Raw genomic sequence first — 23,591 nt, 5'->3', positions numbered from 1 at the left:
CATGACACCATCGCAGTTATGTCTCAAGTCAGCCCCGTGGCCCTGAGCGGATGCCGATGCCGATGTTGGTAGAAGCGCGTACCCCGGTTGTCGTCGGCGTGGGCGAAGTTACCCATCGCGGGAACGACTTCGTGGACCCGATCGACTTGGCGGTAGAAGCCGCACGCCGCGCGGTCAAAGACGCAAGTCGCCCGGTCGAGCGGCGCATCGACACCGTCGCGACTCCGGGCATCCTGGTCATACCGCGCGACAATCCCGCCAGCAGGATCGCCGAAGCGATGCACATCAGTCCCGCCCGCCGCATCAGCTGTCCCGTCGGCGGAAACACCCCGCAGTATCTCGTCGAAGTGTTGGGTGGCGAAATAGGCGAAGGCCGTGCAGATGTCGTCCTGGTCGTCGGGGCGGAGAGCGGGCATTCCGCACGCAAGCTTCAGGGCGGGGCACTTCTCGACTCGCCGCCCCCACCCCGCTCCGACGACGAATCCCTGGGCGACGCCCGCCCCGGGCTGAGTCAAGCCGAATTGTCGGTGGGTCTGAGTTGGCCGCACGAGGTGTATCCCATCTTCGAGTCCGCGATCGCCGCGCGCCACGGCCGCGACTTCGATGCTCAACGGGAGTGGCTGGGCACGCTGATGGCCCCGTTCACAGCCGAGGCGGCACGCCATCCGGAACAGGCCTGGTTCCCACGCGCACGAAGTGCCACCGAACTCAGCGAAGTCACCGCGGAAAACCGCATGGTCTGCTTGCCCTATCCCAAGCTGCTCAACAGCATCATGTCCGTCGACATGGCTGCCGCCTTCATTCTCATGGCGGCCGAGGTGGCGGACGAATTAGGCGTCGCGCGCGATCGTTGGGTCTTTCCCTGGTCAGCAGCGACTTGCAACGACGTGTACTTCCCCGTGGAACGGCCGGACCTCAGCCGCTCATCGGGTATCGAGGTAGCGGCACGGAAGGCTCTCGATGCGGGCCGGTTGACCACCGACGACATCCGGTGGTTCGACCTCTACTCCTGCTTCCCGTCGGCAATTGAGATGGCTGCCGAGGCTCTCGACTTGGACCCCCTCGACGACAGAGGCCTCACAGTAACCGGAGGCCTGCCTTATCACGGCGGTCCCGGAAACAATTACGTCAGCCACTCGATCGTGGAGATGGTCCGACGGTGCCGACGCGACCCAACCGATGCCGGACTCGTCACCGGCCTCGGGTGGTATTCGACGAAGCATTCGGTCGGTGTGTGGTCGGCCACCCCGCCACCAGCCGGGTGGCGACTGCTCGACACGGCGGTCGAACAAGCTCAAATCGATTCATCGCGGCTGGCCGTCGCAGGCGCCGACGAGGCGACCGGTTGCGCGACAGTCGACGGATACACCGTCGTCTACGACCGAGACGGCCAACCTCGATGGACTCCGATCATCGCGCACCTGTCCGACGGGCAAAGAGTCGTCGCACGCAGCGACGATCCGCAGATCGCCGAGGCGATGGGCGCGGAAATGTACGTAGGTAAAACGGTGTGCCTCCGAAACACAGGGTCGTTCACCGGGTTCGAGCTTCCATGATCGCCGAGGCGATGGTGCTGACCGGACCGCGGAGTCTGCAGCGGCGCCAGATGACCATCCCCGACGTCGGCGACCGGGGTGCGATCCTGCGAGTTGAAGCATGCGGTCTGTGCGGAACAGATCACGAACAATTCACCGGACACCTGCCTGCCGGCTTCTCATTCGTTCCAGGGCACGAAATCGTCGGCATCGTCGAACATGTTGGCGCTGCGGCTGGCCAACGCTGGGGTGTACAAGCCGGCCAGCGCGTGGCCGTTGAGGTGTTCCGGTCCTGCCGAGACTGCCCCGAGTGCCGCCGCGGCGAATACCGGCGGTGCGCGGTGAACGGCATCGCCACCATGTTCGGGTTTGTCGACGTGGAGGTCGGCGCGGGCTTATGGGGCGGATACGCCACCCATGTGGAGCTTCCGTGGGACGCGATGCTGCTCCCGATTGCCGAAGACATGGACCCCGTTCTCGCCACGTTGTTCAACCCTCTCGGGGCCGGTATCCAGTGGGGGGCGACTCTTCCCGACACCAAGGCCGGGGACGTCGTAGCGATCCTGGGGCCCGGCATCCGCGGAATCTGTGCGGCGGTGGCGGCCAAAGAGGCGGGAGCCGCGTTCGTCGCGATGACCGGCGTAGGCCCACGCGACGAACAACGACTGGCCATAGCCAGATCATTCGGTGTCGACCTGCCCATCGATGTATCGCAGGACGATGCAGTGACCGCGCTCCAGCGTGAGACAGGCGGACGGCTTGCCGACGTGGTCGTCGACGTCACCGCTAAAGCACCCTCCGCGTTCGCCGATGCCGTCGGCCTTGCCAGGCCCGGCGGCACAATTGTGGTGGCCGGCACCCGTGGAGGAGGCGGCACGCCCCGGTTTGAACCAGACTTGTTGGTCTATAAAGAATTACACGTCGTAGGCGCACTCGGCGTGGAGTATCCCGCCCACCGGGCAGCCCTCGAGATTCTCGCCCTGGGCCGCTGGCCGTTCGACCGGATCACCAGAGAATCAACCGGATTCGCTGGGCTCGCGCAGCTGCTCACTTCGCTTGCAGATGAAAGTGCCCGATCAAGTGGGGCGCTGCACAACGTCTTTTTGCCCACGCCCTAACGGCGTGGGCAGAGGTTCAACAGAGAGGGCCACCCGTGACCATGGCGGAACGCGTACCGATGCTCGACCGTGAGCAGGCCCAGCTGCGAGCTGCCGAATGTGGGTTGCCCGAAGAGTTGGCAGACCTGTCGGTATTCCGCGTGGCACTTCATCAGCCGCGTGTGGCGGTTGCGCTGTATGGGCTGCTAGACGCGTTACTCTTCCGCGGTTCCCTTGACGCGCGGCTACGCGAGCTGGTCATCATGCGCATCGGCTGGATTACTGGCTCCGAATACGAATGGACTCAACATTGGCGAATCGCCACACTGCTCGGCGTGCCTGAGCATGATCTCCTGGCGGTGCGCGACTGGCAGAATTCCGAAAGCCTCGGGCCAGTCGAGCGTGCGGTCCTCGCAGCGACCGATGATGTGGTACGCGACGGGGTCATCTCCGAGGAAAACTGGGCTGGGTGCCAGAAGGCATTCAATAGCGATCACGCCGTTTTGGTCGAACTTGTCGGAGCAATCGCCAATTGGCGGCTCTTTTCGATCCTGCTTCGATCTCTGAATATTCCGCTTGAGTCCGGTACCGACGGCTGGCCGCCCGATGGGCGAGCTCCTCAGGGTTGCGATTGAGCGAAAAACGTGGACCGGTGCTTGACCGAAGCGGTCAGCGCCCCAATCGCCAGACCACGACCCGTGTCGTAGACGGACAAGTCCCCCCTCGGACACACGACTGAGGCGAGCGAAATGAACGCTCGCGTTCATTTCCGAGCCGAGGGAGTGTGTTGAGCGGCGCAGCCGCGAACACACCTCCGACAAGCCGACTGAGGCGAGCGAATGAACGCTCGCGTTCATTTCCGAGCCGAGGGAGTGTGTTGAGCGGCGCAGCCGCGAACACACCTACACGAGGACCTGCCGGGGCATCACGGTCGGCTGAATCCCATAGCGTGGGCCAACACCGTAGCCGCCGCGGCCCGCCGAGGCGTAGGCCGGCATCCCGGTGGCCACATTCATCACCCCAGCACCCTGCTCTGCCGGCACCGTCCAGCCCGAACCGGCCAACGGCGCGGTGGACGCTGCCATCGTGGCCGGGGTGGCGGCCGACCACGAGGCGGGCACCGAGAGCTTGCCGACCGTCGTCGCCTGGCCGGCCGCCGCGGATACCGACGCAGCACTCGCGCCGCCGGAACCCAGACCCGCAGCCATTTGCGCCGGCCCGATCCCGACGGCGCCCAAATCCGGCGGGAACTGGCTCGCGATCAGGCCCGCGTCGAAGGTGTGCGAGTACAGCACTGCAGTGACAATTGCGTTGAAACCGTTCCAGGCCGCCATGTCGATAATGCCGTTGGGGATGTTCTGCACCAGGCTGTCGCTGAAGAAGTCGCCGACGGCCGATGCCGGCGCCGCCGCCGCTGGGTTTGCCAGCGACTGAACGACACTCGGCGTGCTGGACACCAAGGCGGACAGCCCTGTCGAGGTGCCGGCGGCCTGATCCGCCGTGGCGCTCGGCGCGGGGTTGGCGGCCGGGGTCGGTGCGGTCAGCGGGTCCAGTCGCCCGGCCAGCGCCGACGATCCGGCGTAGCCGTACATCGCGGCGGCGTCCTGGGCCCACATCTCGCCGTAGAGCGCTTCGTTGGCCGCGATCGCGGGCGTGTTCTGACCCACGATGTTGGTGGCGACGAGTGTTGCCAGCTGGGCGCGATTGGCCGCGACGACCGCCGGCGGCACCGTCATTGCGTACGCGGCCTCGTAGGCGGCCGCCGACGCCATCGCCTGGTCGGCCGCGTGCTGCAGCGACGCAGAGGTGGTGAGCAGCCATTGCACATAGGGGGCGGCGGCGGTGGCCATCGTCGCTGAGGACGGGCCCCGCCATTCGTCCTCGGTCAACGTCGAGATCACCGACTCGGCGGCCGTCGCCGTGCTGCTCAGTTCGGCAGCCAAGTTGCTGTAGGCCGCGGCGGCGGCCATCAGCGGCGCCGCTCCCGGGCCGGTGTACATACGGGTTGAATTGATCTCCGGGGACAGCGCGCCAAAATCAAAAGGCATTTCTCGGTCCTTACTGAAGTGGGGGGTTCAGACAACGGTCGGCTTGGGCATGACGATCGGTTTGAGGCCGTAGCGCGGCGCCCCGAATCCGGCACTCGAACGGTCGGCCGATGCGATCGCCGGCAGGCCGGCGGGCACCGTCGTGATCGGCGCGGAATGCGCCGCGGCGCTGGTCCAGCCCGCGCCCGTCAGCGTTGCCGGCGTTCCGCCAGCAACAGGCATGCCGGCCGCCCAACTCGGTGGCACCGATATCGCCCCGATCGACACGGCCTCGCCGACACTTGCCGCCACCGGTGGTCCAGCGATAGCCGAGGTCGGTAACGCGGGCGCCGCACCGACGCCCAGCGGCGGGAAATCGGCCATCGCGGGATTCCAAGTCACCGAACCGGGCAGGAACTGCCCCTGGCCGAGCGCGATGAAGTTCGACGCCGCGGCGCCGACATTCTGGAACCAGTTGAACGGCGTGCCGATGATCGCGTCGTCGGACGCGGCCGCCTCCGCCGGGCTGGCGGCCGCCGCGGATGCCGCGTTGGTGAGGCCGGACATCGATTCCGAGCCGGCCGCGCTCTGATTGGCCCCCTCGGTCTCGCCGTAGGCGTCGGCATTGGACCCGAGGGTGGTGACCAGCTGTTGATGCACGGCTCTGGCTTGCGCGCTGACCTGCTGATACCAGGTGCCGTAGGCCGCGAACTGTGCAGCCTGCAGTGCGGACACCTCGTCGGCGGCGGCCGGGACGACGCTGGTGGTCGGTGGCGCGGCGGCGGCATCCTCGGCGGCCATGGCCGTCCCGAGGTGTTGCAGTGCGCCCGCTGCGGCCGTCAATGCTTGGGGGTACGTGGTCACGAAGGACATCGGGTTCTCCTATCGGCAGCGCCGCCCGTTTCGGAGGTCGGCCGGCGGTGGATGACCCGTTTATTAAGCGCGCCTGCCAGCACGGGAACCAGGAATTTCGGCAATGTTTCGGAAATACGTCGGTAATCCCGCTGTAACGAGCAACCGAGTTGCTGCTGACTGCCCAGCGGCGCGGTGAGTCAGTAGGCTTTGGTGGTTGCCAGCACAGGGCGGAGTGCGACCCATGAACCCACCGCGGACCCCATCGAGAGCCCTGTTTCGGCGCACGCCGACCCGCACGTTTCGCGACCGACGCGAAGCCGGCCGCGTCTTGGCCGACTCCCTGGCCGCCTACCGCGGCAAGCCGGATCTGCTGGTCCTCGGGCTCGCCCGGGGTGGCGTCCCGGTGGGATGGGAAGTCGCCGCCGGGCTGGACGCCGACCTCGACGTGTTTCTGGTGCGCAAGCTGGGTGTCCCGACGCAACCGGAATTGGCGATGGGGGCGTTGGCCAGCGGCGGCCGGGTGGTGATGAACGAGGACGTGCTGTCCAGCCTGCGCATCTCCGACGAGCAGGTGCACAGGGTAATCGAGGCCGAGTCGGCCGAACTGCGGCGGCGCGAACTGGCCTACCGCGGCGGGCGTCCCGGCGCCGACCCGCGCGCCAGGATTGCGGTTCTGGTCGACGACGGCATCGCTACCGGCGCCAGCATGTTGGCCGCGGTGCGGGCGGTGCGCGCCGCCGGGCCACAGGCGGTGGTGGTCGCGGTTCCCGTCGGGCCGGCCTCAGGGTGCCGGATGCTGGCGCGCGAAGCCGACGACGTGGTGTGCGCCACCATGCCCCGGGACTTCAACGCCGTCGGGCAGGTCTATGCCGACTTCCATCAGGTCAGCGACGACGAGGTGCGCGCCCTGCTGTCCACTGCGACCGAACCGCGGTAGACCGACCGCTACTTGGCGTCCTCATCGCGACGCGCCGGTTCCTCGGGCGCCTCGACGTCTTCGTCCGGATAGTCGACGGTGTCCTCGGACTCGGCGTCCGCATCGGCGTCCTCATCGACGGCCGCATCGCGCTGCTGACGTTCCCGGACCGCGTCCACAATCAGCAGGATCACGCCCACCACGCTGGCGCCGATGCACACCCAGGCAACCAACACGTTGCTGGTCACTACCGCGAACACCAGCGCCACAAGCCCGATCAGGGCCAATACCAGCGCAATGATCAACATCGGTCATCCCTCCAGCCGCGAGGCGCGACTGCCAAACCTACCAGGGTCGATGACGCTGAACTCGCGGCTGGCGCGTGTCCGGCGTCGCGTTCCGGGCAGGTTGCCGCCCAGCGGTCAGTTGGCGCCGCGGTTGAACTGTTCGAAGCCGCCGGCGTCCGCGCTGGAATCGACCGGAGCCGCCGATCCGCGCTGGCCGAGTTCTTCGAGCTGGGACTCCAGATATGTCTTCAGGCGGGTCCGGTACTCGCGCTCGAAGGTCCGCAACTGCTCGAGACGGCCTTCCAGCACGGTGCGCTGCTGGTTGATGGTCCCCATGATTTCGGAGTGCTTGCGTTCGGCATCGGCCTGCAGCGCGTCCGCCTTCTCCTGCGCCTGGCGCAGCTGGCTCTCCGAGCGCGCCGTGGCATCCGCCAGCATCGCGTCCGCGCGCTGCCGCGCTTCGGAGACCGTGGTCTCGGCGGTGTGCCGCGCCTCGCTGAGGATCTGATCGGCGTTCGCGCGGGCATCGGCCAGCATCTTGTCCGACTCGGCCTTGGCGGTGCTGGTCAGACGGTCGGCGGTGTCCTGGGCCAGGCTGAGCACGCGGGCCGCCTTGAGCGCCTGCTCCTCGTTGGAGGAGCTCGGTTGCGCCGGCGCCGGGGTCGGCGCGGCCTGCTTGACCGGCTCGGGCTCGGGCTCGTAGGCCGGGATCGGCTGGGCCACCGTGGGCGCGGCACCGGAGGCGCCGCCTCCCGCGGCCAGCTCCTGGTCCAACTCGGCGATCCGCTGCCGCAGATCGGAGTTCTCCTCGATCAGTCGGGTCAGTTCGTTCTCCACCAGGTCAAGGAAGGCGTCAACCTCGTCCTCGTTGTACCCGCGCTTGCCGATAGGCGGCTTACTGAACGCCACATTGTGGACGTCGGCAGGTGTAAGCGGCATTCTTTGTCCCCTCGAGTTCCTGGACGGTCGAACAATCTGAAAGTGTAGAACGGTGCGGTAGCCGTCGCGCAACTGCCGCCCATCCTGTCACACCAGACTCGGCGGTTGCCGATTGGAGTAATAAATAAGGACAGATTTCATTCTTTTTAGAGCTCTGCAGCCAATAAATCACATTCCTTAGATTTCAAAAAACACGCGCCTGAGTTGACGCCAAATCGTGGCCAAACCGTCTCTAAAAGACCAACTCGGGTCGCCTACGTGGCGCCGTCGGCTGCGCCGAGCGCGAGTTGCATGCCGATGAAGGCGATCAACAACAGCACCAGGATGGACAGGTCCAGGCGCACGGCGCCGATGGTGATCGGCGGGATGAGTCGGCGCAGCAGCTTCACCGGCGGATCGGTGATCGACATGATGATCTCCAGGATCACCACAGTGATGCCGGTGGGCCGCCAGTCACGGCTGAACGAGCGGATCCACTCGATGACGACCCGGAAGACCAGCAGCAACCAGAAGGCCAGCAGGGTGTACCCGACGATGTACAGCAACACAACCAACGAGAGTCCCGACCTTCACGATGACGTTGATGAGAATGTCCGTCGCCGCCGGCGTAGCGGCGACAGCAAGCCTACCGACCCGCCCCGTTCCCGTGGTGGGCTGTCGACAGCGCACCGCCCGGTCGGCCAGTTGGTGACCTACCGGGCGGTGCGGAAACTATTCGGCGCAAGCCCCTGCCGGTGAGCTTATTGGTAAGCGTAGAAACCGGTTTCGGCGATCCGGCGACGTTCCTCCGGGGACACGTCGACGTCCGCGGGTGAGAGCAGGAACACCTTGGTGGCGACCTTGTCGAACGAGCCGCGCAGCGCGAACGCCAGGCCCGCGGCGAAGTCGACCAGCCGCTTGGCGTCGGCGTTGTCCATCGACACCAGGTCCATGATCACCGGAGTGCCGTCGCGGAACCGCTCGCCGATGGTGCGCGCCTCGCTGTAGTCCTTGGGACGCAGCGTGGTGATCTTCGACAGCGGGTGGCCTTCCTCGAACATCATCGCCATCCGGCGCGGGTCCATCGCCAACGCGCCGCGGGTGGCGCCGCCGCGTCCCAGCCACGAACCCAGCCGCGGCCGAGCCAGGTCGGCACGGTCGAACCCGCCCGTCGGGAAGCGCGGCTCGTCGGCATAGCCGCCGCGGTAACTGCTGGGCGGCGGGTAGTCGGCCGGCTCACCGCGCAGGTCGCCGCGCGGGTCGGCGCGGGGATCTCTGCGCGGATCGTCGTAATCGCGGTCACGGTCCTCATAACGACCGTATTCATCGTCGAATCGCGGCCGCGAATAACCGCGCGATGGCGCGCGGTCGTCGTAATACTCGTCGTCGTAATCCTCCATCGGAGCCATCCCGAAGTAGGCCTTGACCTTATGCAGTGTGCTCATCGTACGACCCCTTCTAGCCTGGGATATCTGTTGCCTGTGATGAAGATGTGACTACAGTGACTATTCACGGTGACCGTAACCGCCGTTGACCCAATAGCGCGGTACCGACACGCACACACGTCGAACCATGTTTGACGGCGATTTCGAAGTCACCCGACATGCCGGCCGACAGCCCGACCGCCGTCGGGAACGCCGCGCGCACCCGCTGGTGCTCGGATTGCAGCCGGTCAAAGGCCTGTTCCGGGTCCCATTCCACGGGCGGGATGCCCATCAGACCGACCAGTTCCAGGCTGCGCGAGTCCTGCACCTGGGCGCAGATCCGGTCCACCGCACCGGGTTCGTCCATGTCGACGCCACCGCGCGACACATCGCCGTCGAGGCTGACCTGGACGTAGACCCGCAGCCGGTTCTCCCGCTCGTGCCCGGCCAGCGCACCGGTCACCGCCCGGTCGAGCGCGGTCACCAACTGCATGCTGTCGACGGAGTGGACGGTGTGCGCCCAGCGCGCCAGGGACCGGGCTTTTTTGCGCTGAATCTGACCGACCATGTGCCAATGCAAATCCCGCAATCCGGTGTGTTGTGCAGCGGCCGTCAACAGCCGGGTGACTTCACTCACCTTCGCCGCAGCTTCCTGTTCGCGCGATTCGCCAACGGCCCGACAACCTAATCGGGACAAAATCGCTACGTCGGTTGCTGGGAAGAATTTGGTAATTGGGAGCAGCTCAATTTCTGCGACATTGCGGCCGGCGGCCGCGGCGGCCGCAGCCAGCCGGGATCGCACCGCCCCCAGGGCCGTGGTCAATTCCGTCTGGCGGTCGCCGCCGCCTCCCCGCACCGGGTTCTCCGTGGCCATCACACTCATTCCATCCACACCAACGACGCCAGCCGTCCGGTCGGCGCACCGCGCCGGTGGCTGAACAGCGTCGCGTCGGAAATGGTGCAGCGCGGATCGACCTCGATCGAAGTCACTCCCAAATCGCGGAGCTGGCAAGCGATTCCGGCACGCAGGTCCAGTCCGGGCGTTCCGGCGGCGGTCGTGGTTCGACTGCCCGGCAGCGTCGTCTCGACCTCGTCGGCCATCGCGGCGGGCACTTCATAGCGACTGCCGCTGGCCGCCGGGCCGAGCAGTGCGGAAATGTCGCCGGGCCGCGCACCCCGGCTCACCATGGCCTCTACCGCGCGGGTCACCACGCCATGTTGGGCCCCGACCCGACCGGCGTGCACCGCCCCGACCACACCGGCGCGCGCGTCGGCGAGCAGGACCGGCACGCAGTCGGCGGTCAGTACCACCAGCGCCAGGCCCGGCGTGCCGGTCACGACCCCGTCGGTGTCGTCGATCGCCGCGTGTCGCGGCTCGTCGACCACCGCGATGCGGTCACCGTGTACCTGGTTCATCCACACCAGCCGCTCGTCGGGCAGGCCGACGGCCGCAGCCAGCCGGGCACGGTTGGCAGCGACGGCCGACGGGTCGTCACCGACGTGGTCGCCGAGATTGAAGCTGTCGAACGGCGGCTTCGACACACCGCCCGCCCGGGTGGTGGTCACCCGACGGATGCGAACGCTCACCTGCCCAGTATCTGGAATCGGTTGCCCGCCAGAGTGCTTCGACGTGAGGCCATTATGTTTCGAGGCCGGTTCGTCGCGCAGTGGCAAGCAAATCGAGACCTCAGCGGCGCATGAAGGGCGGCACGTCGACGTCATCGTCGTCACCGCCGATGCTCAGCGTCGCACCGTTGGTGTGCACCGGCACGCTGACGGCGTCGACCGGCTCGAACAACGTGGAGGTGAGCTTGCCGGCCTTGGCGGTCTCAATCCGGTGGGCGCCGCCGGTCTCGGTGGCGCTGGTGACCGGCTTGCGGCCCGGCCCGGCATCGAAGCCGGCCGCGATGACGGTGACGCGCACCTCGTCGCCGAGCGAGTCGTCGATCACGGTACCGAAGATGATGTTCGCGTCCTGATGCGCGGCGTCCTGCACCAACGAGGCTGCCTCGTTGATCTCGAAGAGCCCCAGGTCGCTGCCGCCGGCGATCGACATCAGCACGCCCTGCGCACCTTCCATCGACGCTTCCAGCAGCGGCGAGTTGATCGCGATCTCGGCGGCCTTGAGCGAGCGGCCCTCGCCGCGAGCCGAGCCGATGCCCATCAGCGCGGTGCCCGCGCCGGACATGATGCCCTTGACGTCGGCGAAGTCGACGTTGATCAGGCCCGGTGTGGTGATCAGATCGGTGATGCCCTGCACGCCGTTGAGCAGCACCTCGTCGGCGCTGCGGAAGGCGTCCATCAGCGACACGGCGGCGTCACCCATCTGCAGCAGCCGGTCGTTGGGGATCACGATCAGCGTGTCGCAGCTCTCCCGCAGCGCTGAGATGCCGTTTTCGGCCTGATTGCTGCGCCGTTTGCCCTCGAAGGAGAAGGGCCGGGTGACCACACCGACGGTCAGCGCGCCGAGTTTGCGCGCGATGTTGGCGACGACGGGCGCGCCGCCGGTGCCGGTGCCACCACCCTCACCCGCGGTGACGAAGACCATGTCGGCGCCGCGCAGCAGCTCCTCGATCTCCTCCTTGGCGTCCTCGGCGGCCTTCTTGCCGACCTCGGGGTCGGCACCGGCGCCCAGGCCACGCGTCGAGTCGCGGCCGACGTCCAGCTTGACGTCGGCGTCGCTCATCAACAGGGCCTGCGCATCGGTGTTGATCGCGATGAACTCCACGCCTTTGAGGCCTTGTTCGATCATCCGGTTGACGGCGTTGACGCCGCCACCACCAATGCCCACGACCTTGATGACGGCCAGATAGTTATGTGGGGGGGTCATCATTCGTCTTCCTCCCTGAGGGCTCACGTTCCCCTGAATGTCTTCGGTGCGGTGTGTCTACTTGCAAAAGTCTCAACCTCAACCATAGAGTTAGAGTTATGTCAAGTAGTTCCGCGTAACCAGAACCGTATGGGTACGACGGGCACTAACGCCGCAGGCGCGCCGACGCGCCGCGGGTGATTTTTGTGCTGTGTCTTCGCCGAGCGTGAGCGTGGTCGCCGAGCGTCACACCAGCGCGACACCCGCGACTGATTTGGCGCCCGCCCCAGCCGGCGCCCCACCCAGCGTCACACCAGCGCAACGTTCGACGCCCAGCGTCACACCAGCGTGACACCCGCGACTGATTTGGCGCCCGCCCCGGCCGGCGCCCCACCGAGCGTCACACCAGCGCAACGTTCGACGCCCAGCGTCACACCAGCGCGACATCCGCGATTGATTTGGCGCCCGCCCCGGCCAGCGCCCCACCGAGCGTCACGCCAGCGCAACGTTCGACGCCCAGCGTCACACCAGCGCGACACCCGCGATTGATTTGGCGCCCGCCCCGGCCAGCGCCCCACCGAGCGTCACGCCAGCGCAACGTTCGACGCCCAGCGTCACACCAGCGCGACACCCGCGATTGATTAGGCGCCCGCCCCAGCCGGCGCCCCACCGAGCGTCACGCCAGCGCAAGGTTCGACGCCCAGCGTCACACCAGCGTGACATCCGCGATTGATTTGGCGCCCGCCCCAGCCGGCGCCCCACCGAGCGTCACGCCAGCGCAACGTTCGACGCCGACCATCACACTGGCGTGACAAACGCGGGGACCGCGCGCCGAGCGTCACGCGGGCGTGGCAATCCCGGGGTGGACCCGGCGGCTACTTGACGGTCGGCAGGTCAGGGCTGGACACGTCATAGGTGCGGCCGGGCTGGGTCAGCAGCGCCGCGAGCTTCTCCGCCTTCTCCTCCGCACGGTCGGTGGTCCCCCAGATCACCACCCGGCCGTCGGAGAGTGTCAGCGTGATCGAGGACACCGACGGGGCCGCGATCCGGCCCACCTCCCCGGCGACCTCGGGTCGCAGGGCCATCAGCACCTTGAGCGCCGCCAGCGTAGGCGGATCCGTCGGGCCGGGGTTCTCGACGTCGATGTACGGCAGCGCCGGCGGCGGCGGGTCGTTCGCGAAATCGACGCCATCGCGGTCGAACAGATGGGGTCCGTCCGGGAAATCCTTCACCACCACCGGGATTCGCTCGACGATGGTGACGCGCAGCGCCGACGGGTACTCGCGCTGCACCCGGGCGCTGGCCACCCGCCGGATCGCGGCCACCCGCTCGGCGACCTGGCTGGTGTTGATCTGCAGCAACGGCGTCCCGACCCGCACCTGCGCCGCGTTCAGGACGTCCTCGCGGGTCACCACTCCGGTCCCGGTGACCACAATATTGCGGGCCGACATCGCCGGCGTGAAGTACAGGATCAGCCCCAGCCCGACGCCAACGACCACCATGATCACCGTCGCGAGCAGCATCTTGAGCCCGCGGACCACGCCGCGCGCAACAGGTTTGGGCTCGGGCAGGACGTTGCCGCGGGCGCGCCGCTTGGCCTCCCGGCGGGCCTGTTCGATCGCGACGGCCCGGGCCTGGGCGGCGCGCCGCTCGGCGCGTTCCCGGCGTTCGCGCCGGCGTGGACCTTCGAAATCGTCCGGCTCGGAGGTTTCCTCCGGCGGCGCGGGTTGTTCGGTCGCAATAGGTTCGGTGGCGCCGGACTCAGGTACCGCTTCGGCCGGACCGTCGACCAGGTCGGCTCCGCGGGACGCGGACTCCTCGGGGTCGGGCTCGCTCACTGCAACACTCCCGGGCGACCCGGCGCGCTGCGGTTCGACCGGGAGCGCAACGCCGCCACGATCTCGGGCCCCAGCAGCGTCACGTCACCGGCGCCCATGGTGACGATGAGGTCACCCGGACCGGCTGCGGCCGCCACCTCGCCGGCCACCATCGAGAAATCCGGCAGGTAGCGCACCGGCACACTCACGTGCTCGGCGACGCTGGCTCCGCTCACCCCGGCCAACGGTTGCTCGCGGGCACCGTAGACGTCGAGCACGAACACTTCGTCGGCGGCATCCAGGGCCCGACCGAATTCGTGGGCGAAAGCCTTTGTCCGCGAATACAAGTGCGGCTGGAACACGACCAACGAGCGCCCGCCGCCGCGCTGCTCGACCACCGACCGCACCGCGGCCAGGGTGGCCGCGACCTCGGTTGGGTGGTGGGCGTAGTCGTCGAACACCTGCACCGAGTCGGCGGTGCCGACCAGTTCGAAGCGGCGCCGCACCCCCTCGAAACCGGCCAGCCCGTCGAGCACCTCCTCGACCGGCGCGCCGATCTCGGTCGCCGCCAGCAGCGCCCCCAACGCATTGAGCGCCATGTGCCGTCCCGGCACCGACAGCCGCATCACCCGCTGCTGCGCCTCGCCGCGAAGTTGCAGGTGGGCCACCGCCTCGGTGCCGTGCTGCTCCCAGGACAACAGGGTCGCGGCCAGGTCGTCGCCGGTGGACCCGTACCGCAGCACCCGGATACCCAGCGCCGCGGTGCGCTGGGCCAGCGCCGCCGCCCCCGGGTCATCGGTGCACACCACCAGCGCGCCGCCCGGCGCCAGCCGCTCGACGAACGCGTCGAACACCCCGACATAGGCGTCGGTGCTGCCGTAGAAGTCCAGGTGGTCGGACTCGATGTTGGTGACCACCGCGACGTTGGGTGTGTACTCCAGCAGCGTGCCGTCGCTTTCGTCGGCTTCGGCGACGAAGTAGTGACCGCTGCCGTGGTGGGCGTTGGTGCCGGCCTCCCCCAGTTCGCCACCGACCGCGAATGACGGGTCGCGCCCGCAGTGCTGCAGCGCCACGATCAACATCGACGTGGTGGTGGTTTTGCCGTGCGTGCCGGTGACCATCAGCGTGGTGCGCCCGGCCATCAGCTTGGCCAGCACCACCGGCCGTAGCACGACCGGGATGCCACGCCGTCGGGCCTCGACCAGCTCGGGGTTGGTTTTCGGGATGGCGGCGTGGGTGGTGATGACGGCGGTGAGCCCGCCAGGCAGCAGATCCAGCGAGGACGCGTCGTGCCCGATGCGGATCTTGGCGCCGCGGGCCAGCAGCGCATGCAGACCTCGCGACTCCTTGGCATCGGACCCCGAGACCAGCCCGCCGCGGTCCAGCAGGATGCGGGCGATGCCCGACATGCCGGCGCCGCCGATGCCGACCATGTGCACCCGGTGCAGCTCCGGGGGCAGCTGTTCGGCGCTCACCGCCGTCCTCCGGAGGAGGCCGAGCGCGCGAGATCCAGCGCCGCCTGCGCCACCCGCAGCGCGGCGTCGCGATGCCCGACGAGCGCAGCCGCCGCCGTCATGGCCGCCAGCCTCGTGGGGTCGTTGAGCAGCCCGGCGACTTCCCGTACCACCAGCTCCGGCGTCAGGGCCGCGTCGGCGACCACCATGCCGCCGCCGGCGTTGACCACCGGCAGCGCGTTGAGCCGTTGTTCGCCGTTGCCGATCGGCAGCGGCACGTAGATGGCCGGCAGCCCGACGGCCGACACCTCGGCCACCGTCATCGCCCCGGACCGGCAGATCGCCATGTCGGCCGCGGCGTACGCCAGATCCATCCGGTCCAGGTAGGGCAATGCGACGTAGGGCGGGTCCCCCGGTTCGGGGGTGCGCAGGTCCAGGGTGTTCTTGGGGCCGTGCGCGTGCAGCACCGAGACCCCCGCGCCGGCCAGCCCGGCGGCCGCCGCCGACACCGCCCGGTTGAGCGAGACCGCGCCCTGGGAACCGCCGAAGACCAGCAGCACCCGCGCGTCCTCGGGGAAACCGAAGTAGGCGCGCGCCTCGCTGCGCAGCGCGGCCCGGTCCAGTGCGGTGATCGCCGCCCGCACCGGCACCCCGACCACCTCGGCACCGTGCAGACCCGACCCCGGCACCGCGGCCAGCACCCGGTCGGCCGAGCGGGCACCGACCCGGTTGGCCAGTCCCGCCCGGGCGTTGGCTTCGTGGATCACCACTGGGACGCGATGGCGTCGGCGTCCCGAGACCCGGCTACCGCGGGCGGCCAGGTAGGCCGGTAGCGCGACGTAGCCGCCGAAGCCGATGACGACGTCGGCGCGCACGTCGTCGAGCACCGCCCTGGCCTCTCGGACCGCGCGCCACACCCGCGGTGGTAGCCGGGCCAGGTCACCGCTGGGTTTGCGGGGCAGCGGCACCGGGGTGATCAGTTCGAGGTGGTAGCCGCGGGCGGGCACCAGCCGGGTCTCCAGCCCGCGCGCGGTGCCCAACGCGGTGATCCGGATCTGGGGGTCCAGCGAGGTCAGCGCGTCGGCGACGGCCATCGCGGGTTCCACATGCCCGGCGGTCCCGCCTCCGGCCAACACGACCGACAAGGACGGCAACGCGCTACCGGCGGGCAGGGGCGCTGCCCCCAACCCGCCGGTGGACTCGCTGACCATGTCGTTCACCCGTAACGCTGACCTTCCAATGCGCGAGCGCGCCCCATGCGGCGCCGGCCGGCGTACTGCTGGCCAGATCCATGATGCCTCTTCTGCAAGTGCGCGTTGCCCGCAGACCGGCGACCCGACCGTTCCGCGGTGCGCGCCGACGCCTGCCGCGGCGGGGTGGCGGCGCGGCGGACCGGCGGCTTGGGCTGCGGTTTGGCGCGTTTGCGGTCGCGGAATGTTTCCAGACGGGTGGGTGCGTACGGCTCGGGCACCGGCAGCCGCAGCAGCCGGTTGACCTTGTCGTCGCGCCCGGCGCGCAGCGCGGCCACCGCTTCGGGCTCGTTGCGAGCTGCGTTGGCCATGATGCCGATCATGAAAAGTGTTGTCGCCGTTGATGTTCCACCAGCTGAGATGAGCGGCAGCTGCAATCCGGTGACCGGCAGCAGACCGATTACATAGCCGATGTTGATGAACGCCTGGCCCAGGATCCACAGCGTGGTGGTCGCGGTCAGCAACCGCAGGAACGGGTCGGCCGAGCGGCGCGCGATCCGCATCCCGGTGTAGGCGAACAGTCCGAACAGGCCCAGCAAGCCGACCGCGCCGATCAGTCCGAGTTCCTCGCCGATGATGGCGAAGATGAAGTCGTTGTGGGCATTGGGCAGATAGTTCCATTTGGCCACGCCCTGGCCCAGCCCGTCGCCGAAGATGCCGCCGTGGGCGAGCGCGTACTTGGCCTGGCGCGCCTGGTAACCGGTGTCCATCGGGTCGTTCTCCGGGTCCAGCCAGGACCGCACCCGGTCGGAGCGGTAGCCCGCCGACATCGAGAAGATCGCCCCGGCGATGACCACCATGACCAGACCGCTGATGAACACCCGCAGGTCCAGGCCGGCGTACCACAGCAGGCCCAGCAGGATGATGCCGAGCGAGACGGTCTGCCCGAGGTCGGGCTGGGCCATGATCAGCCCCAGCGCGATCAGCGAGGCCGGTACCAGCGGCACCAGGATGTCGCGCAGCCCGGCCCGCTCGGCGCGGCGCGCCGCCAACAGGTGGGCCCCCCAGATTGCGAACGCGATCTTGGCCAACTCCGACGGCTGCATCGAGAAGCCGGCGATCACGAACCACTTCCGCGACCCGTTGACGAGGTTGCCGATGCCAGGAACGAGCACCAGGACCAGCAGGATGCAGGTGACGGCGTAGCTGGTGAAGGCGATGCGGCGGATGAAGCGCACCGACATCCGCAGTCCGGCGTAGCAGGCGACCAGGCCGACGATCGTCCACATCACCTGTTTGCCGAAGATGATCCACGCCGACCCGTCGTTGCCGTAGGACTCGACGCCGGAGGCGGACAGCACCATGATCAGGCCCAGGCTCGTCAGCAATGCCGCGACGGCGATGATCAGATGAAACGAGGTCATCGGCCGCCCCAGCCAGGTGCCGAACCGGGTGCGTGGGCCCGACGGCGGCGCGGGGCTCTTGGTGGGCTGGTCAGCGCCGGCCGGATCCTGCTCGGCCGCCGCGGCCACGCCTTCGGCATCGGAGTTCTCGTCGCCGACGGTCTTGTCCCGGCGCAGCAGCCGGGTCAGCGCGATAGCCACGCCGCCTACCGGACCGCGGCGCGGACGGCGGCGGCAAAGGCGTCACCGCGGGCGGCGTAGCCGCTGAACTGGTCGAACGAGGCGCCGGCCGGGGCGAGCAGCACGGTGTCGCCGGGTGTGGCGAATTCGCGGGCCGCGGCCACCGCCGCGGTCATCACCCGGGTGCCGATGGTCTCGACGTCGTTATTAACTTGCGTCACATTAGTAACAAATGCCCCACCAGTCTCATGCATCACATCATCCTCGCCTGTGACGACGTGTACGACGGGGACATCGGGCGCGTGTCGCGATAACGCGTCGGCAACCTCGCCGCGATCCCGGCCGATCAGGACCGCCCCGACCAGCCGGGATGCGATGCGGGCGACCTCGGCGTCCACCGACGCGCCCTTGAGCAGTCCGCCGGCCAACCAGACCACCCGGGGGTAGGCCAGCACCGACGCCTCGGCGGCGTGCGGGTTGGTGGCTTTGGAATCGTCGACGTAGGTGATGCCGTCGACCACCGCGACCACCTCCGAGCGGTGCCGGCCGGGCTGGAACGCCGAGATCGCCGACTCGATGGCCGGGGCAGCAACGCCCACCGCGCGGGCCAGCGCGGCCGCCGCCAGCGCGTCGAGCACGCCGACCGGGCCGGGCACCGGTATCGCGCTGACCGCCAGCAACGGCAGGTCGTCGGCAAAAGCGCGGTCCACCAGGAACCCGCCGCGCACGCCCAACTCCCCGGCAGCGGGTTCGCCGAGGCGGAAACCCACCCGCTGCGACGCGGTGTCGACCAATGCCGCGGCGCGGGCGTCGTCGAGGCCGACCACCGCCACCCGGCCGGTGAGCACCCGCGCCTTGGCCGCGGCGTAGTCGGCCATGGTGCCGTGCCAGTCCAGATGGTCCTCGGCGACATTGAGCACCGCGCCCGCCTCGGGCCGCAGCGACGGCGCCCAGAACAGCTGGAAGCTGGACAACTCGACAGCCAACACGTCCGACGGCTTGTCGAGCACGTCCAGCACCGGGTCGCCGATGTTGCCGCACAGGGCGCTGCGCAGCCCGCCGGCGGTCACCATGGCGTGCAGCATCGAGGTGGTGGTGGTCTTGCCGTTGGTGCCGGTCACCACCAGCCAGCGCCGCGGCGGCCCGTAGTGGCCTGATGCGTCCAGCCGCCAGGCCAGTTCCACGTCACCCCAGATGGGCACGCCGGCCGCCGCGGCAGCCGCCAGCACCGGAGTACTCGGCTGGAAACCGGGACTGGTGACGACCAGCACGTAGTCGGCGATCTGCCGGATCGCGGCCGCCGGAGCCACAGTGGCCACGCCCCGGTCGGCGTACGGGCGCAGCATGGCGGGGTCGTCGTCGCAGAGGGTCGGGGCGGCGCCGAACCCGTGCAGCGCCGCCAACACCGCCCGGCCGGTCACCCGCGCACCGGCGATCAGGACGGGCGCGCCCGCCGTCAAGGGGCCCAGCACGTCACGCACCGATCGTGGAGAGGTACTCGCCGTAGAACAGGGCCACGCCCAACCCGCAGGTGATCGCCGTGAGCAACCAGAACCGGATGATCACTGTGGTTTCCGCCCAGCCGGACAACTCGAAATGATGATGGAACGGCGCCATCCGGAAGACGCGGCGCCCGGTCGTGCGGAAGGCCAGAATCTGCAGGACCACCGAGGTGACTTCGGCGACGAACAACGAACCGAGCACCACAGCGAGGATTTCGGTGCGGCTGGTCACCGACAGCCCGGCGATGATGCCGCCCAGCGCCAGCGACCCGGTGTCGCCCATGAAGATCTTGGCCGGGGCGGCGTTCCACCACAGAAAACCGATGCAGGCTCCGGCGGTGGCCGCCGCCACCAATGCCAGGTCCAGCGGGTCGCGCACGTTGTAACAGCCCTGCAGCCAGGTCTGCGGCCCCAGCAAGGCCATCGACGCGCACGCGTTGCGGAACTGCCAGAAGGTGATCAGCACGTAGGCGCCCGCGACCATCGCCATGCAGCCCGCGGCCAGCCCGTCCAGCCCGTCGGTGAAATTGACCGCGTTGGACCAGGCGCTGACCATCACCACGCAGAACAGCACGAACATGGCCGGGGTGAAGGTGATGGTGGCGATGTCGCGGACATAGGACAGATCCGTGCTGCCCGGCGTCAGGCCGGCAGCGTTGCGGAACTGCAGCACCAGCACCGCGAACAGCACGGCGGCGGTGATCTGCCCGATGGTCTTGGCCGTCTTGTTCAGCCCCAGGTTGCGCGAACGGCGAATCTTGATCAGGTCGTCCAGAAAACCGACGCCGCCCAGCGCGGTAGCCAGCCCCAGCACCAGCAGGCCGGAGGCGGTCACGCCGTCGCCGTCGAAGAGCAGGCCGAACAGGTGCGTGCTCAGGTAGCCGGCCCAGATACCGGCCAGGATCGCCACCCCACCCATCGACGGCGTGCCCCGTTTGCTCTGGTGGGTGGGCGGGCCGTCCTCGCGGATCTGGTGACCGAAACCCTGCCGGGTGAACAGCCGGATCAACGCCGGGGTGAGCAGGATGGACACGGTCACCGCAATGGCGACGGCGATCAGGATCTGTCTCACGCGGGGTCACCTTCGGCGACGAGCGCGTCGGCCATCGCGCCCAGACCGGCCGAGTTGGACGCCTTGACCAGCACCACGTCGCCGGCTCGCAGCTCGGCGCGCAGCAGCGCCAGGGCGGCGTCCCGGTCGGGTACCTGGACGGCCTCCGATCCCCACGAGCCCTCCATCACCGCACCCTGGTGCATGGCGCTCATCGACCTCCCGGTTCCCACGACTACAAGTCGAGACACATCTAATCGCACCGCGAGCCGGCCGATGCGATCGTGCTCGGTTATCGCGTCGTCGCCGAGTTCGGCCATCTCCCCCAGCACCGCCCAGCTGCGCCGCCGATCACCGGTCTGATCGGCCGCGCCGTGCGCCATCCACGCCAACGCCTGCAGTCCGGCCCGCATCGAGTCGGGGTTGGCGTTGTACGCGTCGTCGATCACGGTCACCCCGTCAGAGCGGGTGCTGACCTGCATGCGGTGCCGCGACACCGGCCCGGCACCGGCGAGCACCGCGGCCACCTGTGCGACGTCGGCGCCGCATTCGAGGGCGACGGCAGCCGCGCACAGGGCGTTGCCCACCTGATGATCGCCCGAGACGCCGAGCTGGATCTCGGCGTGCGCGCCGCCGGCGTGCAGGGTGAAGCGGGGACGCGCCAGTTCGTCGAGGGCGACCGGGCCGGCCCACACGTCGGCGTCGCGGTGCCGGCTCACCCGGACCACGCGGGCCGCGGTCACGTGCGCCATCGCGGCGACCATCGGGTCGTCCGCGTTGAGGATGACCACCCCGTCAGGCGAAACTGCTTGCGGCAGTTCCGATTTGGTCTGCGCGATGATCTCGCGTGAGCCGAACTCGCCTAGGTGCGCGGTGCCGACGTTGAGGACCACGCCGATCGACGGCGGGGCGATCTCGGCCAGGGCGGCGATATTGCCGGGGTGGCGCGCGGACATCTCCAGCACCAGGAAGTCGGTGTCGCGGGTGGCCCGCAGCACCGTCCAGGGATGGCCCAGTTCGTTGTTGAACGATCCCGGCGGAGCGACGACTTCGCCGAGTGGCTGCAGAACGGCGGCCACCAGATCCTTGGTCGAGGTCTTGCCCGACGATCCGGTGATGCCGATGATCCGCAGCTTGCCGGCCACCAGCTCGGCAGCTACTGCAGCGGCGAGGTTGGCCAGCGCGGCCAGCACCGCCGCGCCGGAACCGTCCACGTCGTGTTCGAGGACGCCGGCCCGGCCGTCCGGCGCCGGACGCGGCGCCACCACGATGGCCGGTACGCCCACCGGGCGGGCGGCCAGCACCACCGCCGCGCCGGCGGCCACCGCCGCCCCGGCATGGTCGTGACCGTCGGCGCGCGCCCCGGGCAGGGCGAGGAACAGTCCGCCGGGACCGACGGCACGCGAGTCGAATTCCACCGTCCCGGTGACGTGGGTGGCCGCAGCCTGCTCGGCGGAGATGTCGGCCAGGGTGCCGCCGACGATCTCGGCGATGCGGGCGACGGTCAGGTCGATCACACGCGGTCCTGTAGCGCGTCGGCCAGTTCGACGCGGTCGTCGAACGGGCGCACCTCGCTGGCACCGCGCTGACCGGTTTCGTGTCCTTTGCCGGCGATCAGCACCACGTCACCGGGCGCTGCCCAGGCCACCGCGCGCCGGATCGCCGCGCGCCGGTCGCCGAGCTCCAGCACCTGGGCCTTACCGCCGGCGGCGCCGGCCAGGATCTCGCGGCGGATCGCGGCGGGATCCTCACTGCGCGGGTTGTCGTCGGTGACGATCACCAGATCGGCCAGTTCGGCGGCGATTTCACCCATCGGCGCCCGCTTGCCGGGGTCGCGGTCGCCTCCGGCACCGAACACCACCGCCAATCGCCGATCCGGGTGCCGCAGGGTGCTCAGCACCGCACGCAGCGCTTCGGGTTTGTGGGCGTAGTCGACCAGGGCGACGAAATCCTGGCCGCGGTCGACCAACTCGAGCCGCCCGGGTACCCGGGTACGGCGCAACCCCGGCGCCGCCTGTTCCGGCCGCACCCCGATCACATCCAGAATCGCCAGTGCGACAAGACAATTCGCGATGTTGTAGTGGCCCGGCAAGTCGATCCCGACGCGGTGCTGCGCGCCGGCGGGGTCGATGGCGGTGAACTCCTGCCCGGCCGGTCCCACTGGCGTGACGTCGGCGGCGCGCCAGTGCGCGGGCCGGCCGGTGACGCTGACGGTGATCGGATCGGTTGCCCGCCCGGCCATCGCGCGTCCGGCGTCGTCGTCGATGCACACCACGGCGCGGCGGGCGTGCAGCGCCGAGGCCGGGTCGAAGAGCAGTGCCTTGGCTTCGAAGTACTCCTGCATGGTCTGGTGGAAATCCAGATGGTCCCGCGAGAGGTTGGTGAACGCCCCGATCGCGAACTCGGTGCCGTCCACCCGGCCGAGGCTCAGCGCGTGACTGGACACCTCCATCACCACGGTGTCCACCCCGCGCTCGGCCATCGCCGCATACAAGGCCTGCAGGGCGGGTGCCTCCGGCGTGGTCAGCGCGCTGGGGATGTCGGTGCCGTCGATCCGGATGCCGATGGTGCCGATCAGCCCGGCGATCCGACCGGCCGCCCGCAGCCCGGCCTCGACCAGATAGGTCGTGGTGGTCTTGCCGGACGTACCGGTGATGCCGACCACCGCCATCCGCGCCGACGGCCGCCCGTAGACGGTGGCTGCCAGGCCGCCGAGCACGCTGCGGGGCGCCGGATGCACCAGCACCGGGATCTCGACAGCACCCATCTCGGCCAGGCCGGCGGCGTCGGTGAGCAGCGCGACCGCGCCGCGTTCGATCGCCTGACCGGCGTGCCGGGCGCCGTGGGTGACCGAACCGGGCAGGGCCGCGAACAGGTCACCGGGCCGCACGTCCTGACCACGCAACGTCACCCCGGTGACCGGCAGGTCTGGGACGCAATCTGGTCGATCGGGGCCCGACGGCAGCACCGCGCCGACCTGGGCGGCCAACACATCCAGCGGGATCCCGGCGCCGGTGCTGGGACGCAGGTCCGTGGGGGCCAACGCCACAGTCACCACCTCCGTACGACGTCGCGTGATCGCGATGATCAGCCATGACACCCTACCTAGCCACACCCCTCGGGTGC

The 23,591-nt window shown here is 69.0% G+C and carries 20 protein-coding genes and 1 pseudogene; 4 read left to right on the top strand and 17 right to left on the bottom strand.

Features of this window, described 5'->3' with window-relative positions:
* Window positions 1-62 precede the first annotated feature (62 nt).
* The 3 genes from AC5Y6Y_RS01825 to AC5Y6Y_RS01815 are packed head-to-tail and all read left to right on the top strand — an operon-like array spanning window position 63 to window position 3,267.
* Window positions 63-1,556 carry an acetyl-CoA acetyltransferase gene (locus AC5Y6Y_RS01825; RefSeq protein ID WP_024445489.1) on the top strand — a complete coding sequence of 498 codons (1,494 nt, stop codon included), beginning with the start codon at window positions 63-65 and terminating at the stop codon, window positions 1,554-1,556.
* Window positions 1,553-2,653, top strand: a complete 1,101-nt coding sequence (locus AC5Y6Y_RS01820; protein WP_017205332.1) for a zinc-dependent alcohol dehydrogenase — start codon at window positions 1,553-1,555, stop codon at window positions 2,651-2,653. Before AC5Y6Y_RS01825 ends, AC5Y6Y_RS01820 begins: the two co-directional genes overlap by 4 nt.
* 35 nt (window positions 2,654-2,688) lie before the next feature.
* On the top strand, window positions 2,689-3,267 hold the full coding sequence (locus tag AC5Y6Y_RS01815) for a carboxymuconolactone decarboxylase family protein (RefSeq protein ID WP_014382408.1): 579 nt from the start codon (window positions 2,689-2,691) through the stop codon (window positions 3,265-3,267).
* Between the two features lie 267 nt (window positions 3,268-3,534).
* On the opposite strand, the gene AC5Y6Y_RS01810 is transcribed toward AC5Y6Y_RS01815, so the two are convergent.
* Together AC5Y6Y_RS01810 and AC5Y6Y_RS01805 are read right to left on the bottom strand one after the other, a co-directional pair.
* Entirely contained in the window at window positions 3,535-4,680 is a 1,146-nt protein-coding gene (locus AC5Y6Y_RS01810) for a PPE family protein (protein WP_499929151.1), read from the bottom strand.
* Between the two features lie 27 nt (window positions 4,681-4,707).
* Window positions 4,708-5,532: a PPE family protein, SVP subgroup gene (locus tag AC5Y6Y_RS01805; protein WP_463824443.1), complete on the bottom strand. Its 825-nt coding sequence runs from the start codon at window positions 5,530-5,532 to the stop codon at window positions 4,708-4,710.
* Between the two features lie 205 nt (window positions 5,533-5,737).
* Here AC5Y6Y_RS01805 and AC5Y6Y_RS01800 point away from each other — a divergent pair.
* A pseudogene (locus tag AC5Y6Y_RS01800) lies at window positions 5,738-6,451 on the top strand (phosphoribosyltransferase); the annotation flags it as partial.
* An 8-nt stretch (window positions 6,452-6,459) separates the two neighbouring features.
* Here AC5Y6Y_RS01800 and AC5Y6Y_RS01795 read toward each other — a convergent pair.
* From AC5Y6Y_RS01795 to AC5Y6Y_RS01725, 15 genes are all read right to left on the bottom strand, one after another.
* On the bottom strand, window positions 6,460-6,738 hold the full coding sequence (locus tag AC5Y6Y_RS01795; RefSeq protein WP_499929149.1) for a hypothetical protein: 279 nt from the start codon (window positions 6,736-6,738) through the stop codon (window positions 6,460-6,462).
* A 114-nt stretch (window positions 6,739-6,852) separates the two neighbouring features.
* Window positions 6,853-7,656, bottom strand: a complete 804-nt coding sequence (gene wag31 / locus AC5Y6Y_RS01790; protein WP_463824445.1) for a DivIVA-like cell division protein Wag31 — start codon at window positions 7,654-7,656, stop codon at window positions 6,853-6,855.
* Between the two features lie 254 nt (window positions 7,657-7,910).
* Window positions 7,911-8,204 carry a YggT family protein gene (locus AC5Y6Y_RS01785; protein ID WP_499919284.1) on the bottom strand — a complete coding sequence of 98 codons (294 nt, stop codon included), beginning with the start codon at window positions 8,202-8,204 and terminating at the stop codon, window positions 7,911-7,913.
* Window positions 8,205-8,396: 192 nt separating this feature from the next.
* Complete coding sequence (locus tag AC5Y6Y_RS01780; RefSeq protein WP_463824447.1) at window positions 8,397-9,080, bottom strand: cell division protein SepF; 684 nt, start codon at window positions 9,078-9,080, stop codon at window positions 8,397-8,399.
* A gap of 64 nt (window positions 9,081-9,144) precedes the next feature.
* Complete coding sequence (locus AC5Y6Y_RS01775; RefSeq protein ID WP_499923069.1) at window positions 9,145-9,933, bottom strand: YggS family pyridoxal phosphate-dependent enzyme; 789 nt, start codon at window positions 9,931-9,933, stop codon at window positions 9,145-9,147.
* A gap of 5 nt (window positions 9,934-9,938) precedes the next feature.
* Window positions 9,939-10,646: a peptidoglycan editing factor PgeF gene (gene pgeF / locus AC5Y6Y_RS01770; RefSeq protein ID WP_463824449.1), complete on the bottom strand. Its 708-nt coding sequence runs from the start codon at window positions 10,644-10,646 to the stop codon at window positions 9,939-9,941.
* 100 nt (window positions 10,647-10,746) lie between these two features.
* Complete coding sequence (gene ftsZ / locus AC5Y6Y_RS01765; protein ID WP_463824450.1) at window positions 10,747-11,889, bottom strand: cell division protein FtsZ; 1,143 nt, start codon at window positions 11,887-11,889, stop codon at window positions 10,747-10,749.
* 854 nt (window positions 11,890-12,743) lie between these two features.
* Window positions 12,744-13,661, bottom strand: a complete 918-nt coding sequence (locus AC5Y6Y_RS01760; RefSeq protein WP_499929338.1) for a cell division protein FtsQ/DivIB — start codon at window positions 13,659-13,661, stop codon at window positions 12,744-12,746.
* A gap of 41 nt (window positions 13,662-13,702) precedes the next feature.
* Window positions 13,703-15,160 (bottom strand): UDP-N-acetylmuramate--L-alanine ligase, encoded by a 1,458-nt coding sequence (gene murC, locus AC5Y6Y_RS01755; RefSeq protein WP_463824451.1) that lies wholly within the window; start codon window positions 15,158-15,160, stop codon window positions 13,703-13,705.
* Window positions 15,157-16,359, bottom strand: a complete 1,203-nt coding sequence (gene murG / locus AC5Y6Y_RS01750) for an undecaprenyldiphospho-muramoylpentapeptide beta-N-acetylglucosaminyltransferase (protein ID WP_499929146.1) — start codon at window positions 16,357-16,359, stop codon at window positions 15,157-15,159. Before murG ends, murC begins: the two co-directional genes overlap by 4 nt.
* Window positions 16,356-17,933 (bottom strand): putative lipid II flippase FtsW, encoded by a 1,578-nt coding sequence (gene ftsW / locus AC5Y6Y_RS01745; RefSeq protein WP_499929144.1) that lies wholly within the window; start codon window positions 17,931-17,933, stop codon window positions 16,356-16,358. Before ftsW ends, murG begins: the two co-directional genes overlap by 4 nt.
* Before the next feature lie 5 nt (window positions 17,934-17,938).
* Window positions 17,939-19,384, bottom strand: a complete 1,446-nt coding sequence (gene murD / locus AC5Y6Y_RS01740; protein ID WP_499929142.1) for a UDP-N-acetylmuramoyl-L-alanine--D-glutamate ligase — start codon at window positions 19,382-19,384, stop codon at window positions 17,939-17,941.
* Window position 19,385: 1 nt separating this feature from the next.
* A complete protein-coding gene (gene mraY, locus AC5Y6Y_RS01735) occupies window positions 19,386-20,486 on the bottom strand; it encodes a phospho-N-acetylmuramoyl-pentapeptide-transferase (RefSeq protein WP_499929140.1) in 1,101 nt (366 codons plus the stop codon).
* On the bottom strand, window positions 20,483-21,982 hold the full coding sequence (locus AC5Y6Y_RS01730) for a UDP-N-acetylmuramoyl-tripeptide--D-alanyl-D-alanine ligase (RefSeq protein ID WP_499929138.1): 1,500 nt from the start codon (window positions 21,980-21,982) through the stop codon (window positions 20,483-20,485). Before AC5Y6Y_RS01730 ends, mraY begins: the two co-directional genes overlap by 4 nt.
* Window positions 21,979-23,565, bottom strand: a complete 1,587-nt coding sequence (locus AC5Y6Y_RS01725; RefSeq protein ID WP_499929136.1) for a UDP-N-acetylmuramoyl-L-alanyl-D-glutamate--2,6-diaminopimelate ligase — start codon at window positions 23,563-23,565, stop codon at window positions 21,979-21,981. Before AC5Y6Y_RS01725 ends, AC5Y6Y_RS01730 begins: the two co-directional genes overlap by 4 nt.
* Window positions 23,566-23,591 lie beyond the last annotated feature (26 nt).

Source organism: Mycobacterium sp. NGS24, from assembly GCF_059813065.1.
The sequence above is the reverse complement of the archived record's forward strand: the minus strand, read 5'-3'. Positions and strand labels throughout refer to the sequence as shown.

Coding starts and splice junctions, on each gene's coding strand:
- AC5Y6Y_RS01825 (WP_024445489.1), top strand. CDS start 63: ATGTTGGTAGAAGCGCGTACCCCGGTTGTCGTCGGCGTGGGCGAAGTT.
- AC5Y6Y_RS01820 (WP_017205332.1), top strand. CDS start 1,553: ATGATCGCCGAGGCGATGGTGCTGACCGGACCGCGGAGTCTGCAGCGG.
- AC5Y6Y_RS01810 (WP_499929151.1), bottom strand. CDS start 4,680: ATGCCTTTTGATTTTGGCGCGCTGTCCCCGGAGATCAATTCAACCCGT.
- AC5Y6Y_RS01805 (WP_463824443.1), bottom strand. CDS start 5,532: ATGTCCTTCGTGACCACGTACCCCCAAGCATTGACGGCCGCAGCGGGC.
- AC5Y6Y_RS01795 (WP_499929149.1), bottom strand. CDS start 6,738: ATGTTGATCATTGCGCTGGTATTGGCCCTGATCGGGCTTGTGGCGCTG.
- wag31 (WP_463824445.1), bottom strand. CDS start 7,656: ATGCCGCTTACACCTGCCGACGTCCACAATGTGGCGTTCAGTAAGCCG.
- AC5Y6Y_RS01780 (WP_463824447.1), bottom strand. CDS start 9,080: ATGAGCACACTGCATAAGGTCAAGGCCTACTTCGGGATGGCTCCGATG.
- AC5Y6Y_RS01775 (WP_499923069.1), bottom strand. CDS start 9,933: ATGGCCACGGAGAACCCGGTGCGGGGAGGCGGCGGCGACCGCCAGACG.
- ftsZ (WP_463824450.1), bottom strand. CDS start 11,889: ATGACCCCCCCACATAACTATCTGGCCGTCATCAAGGTCGTGGGCATT.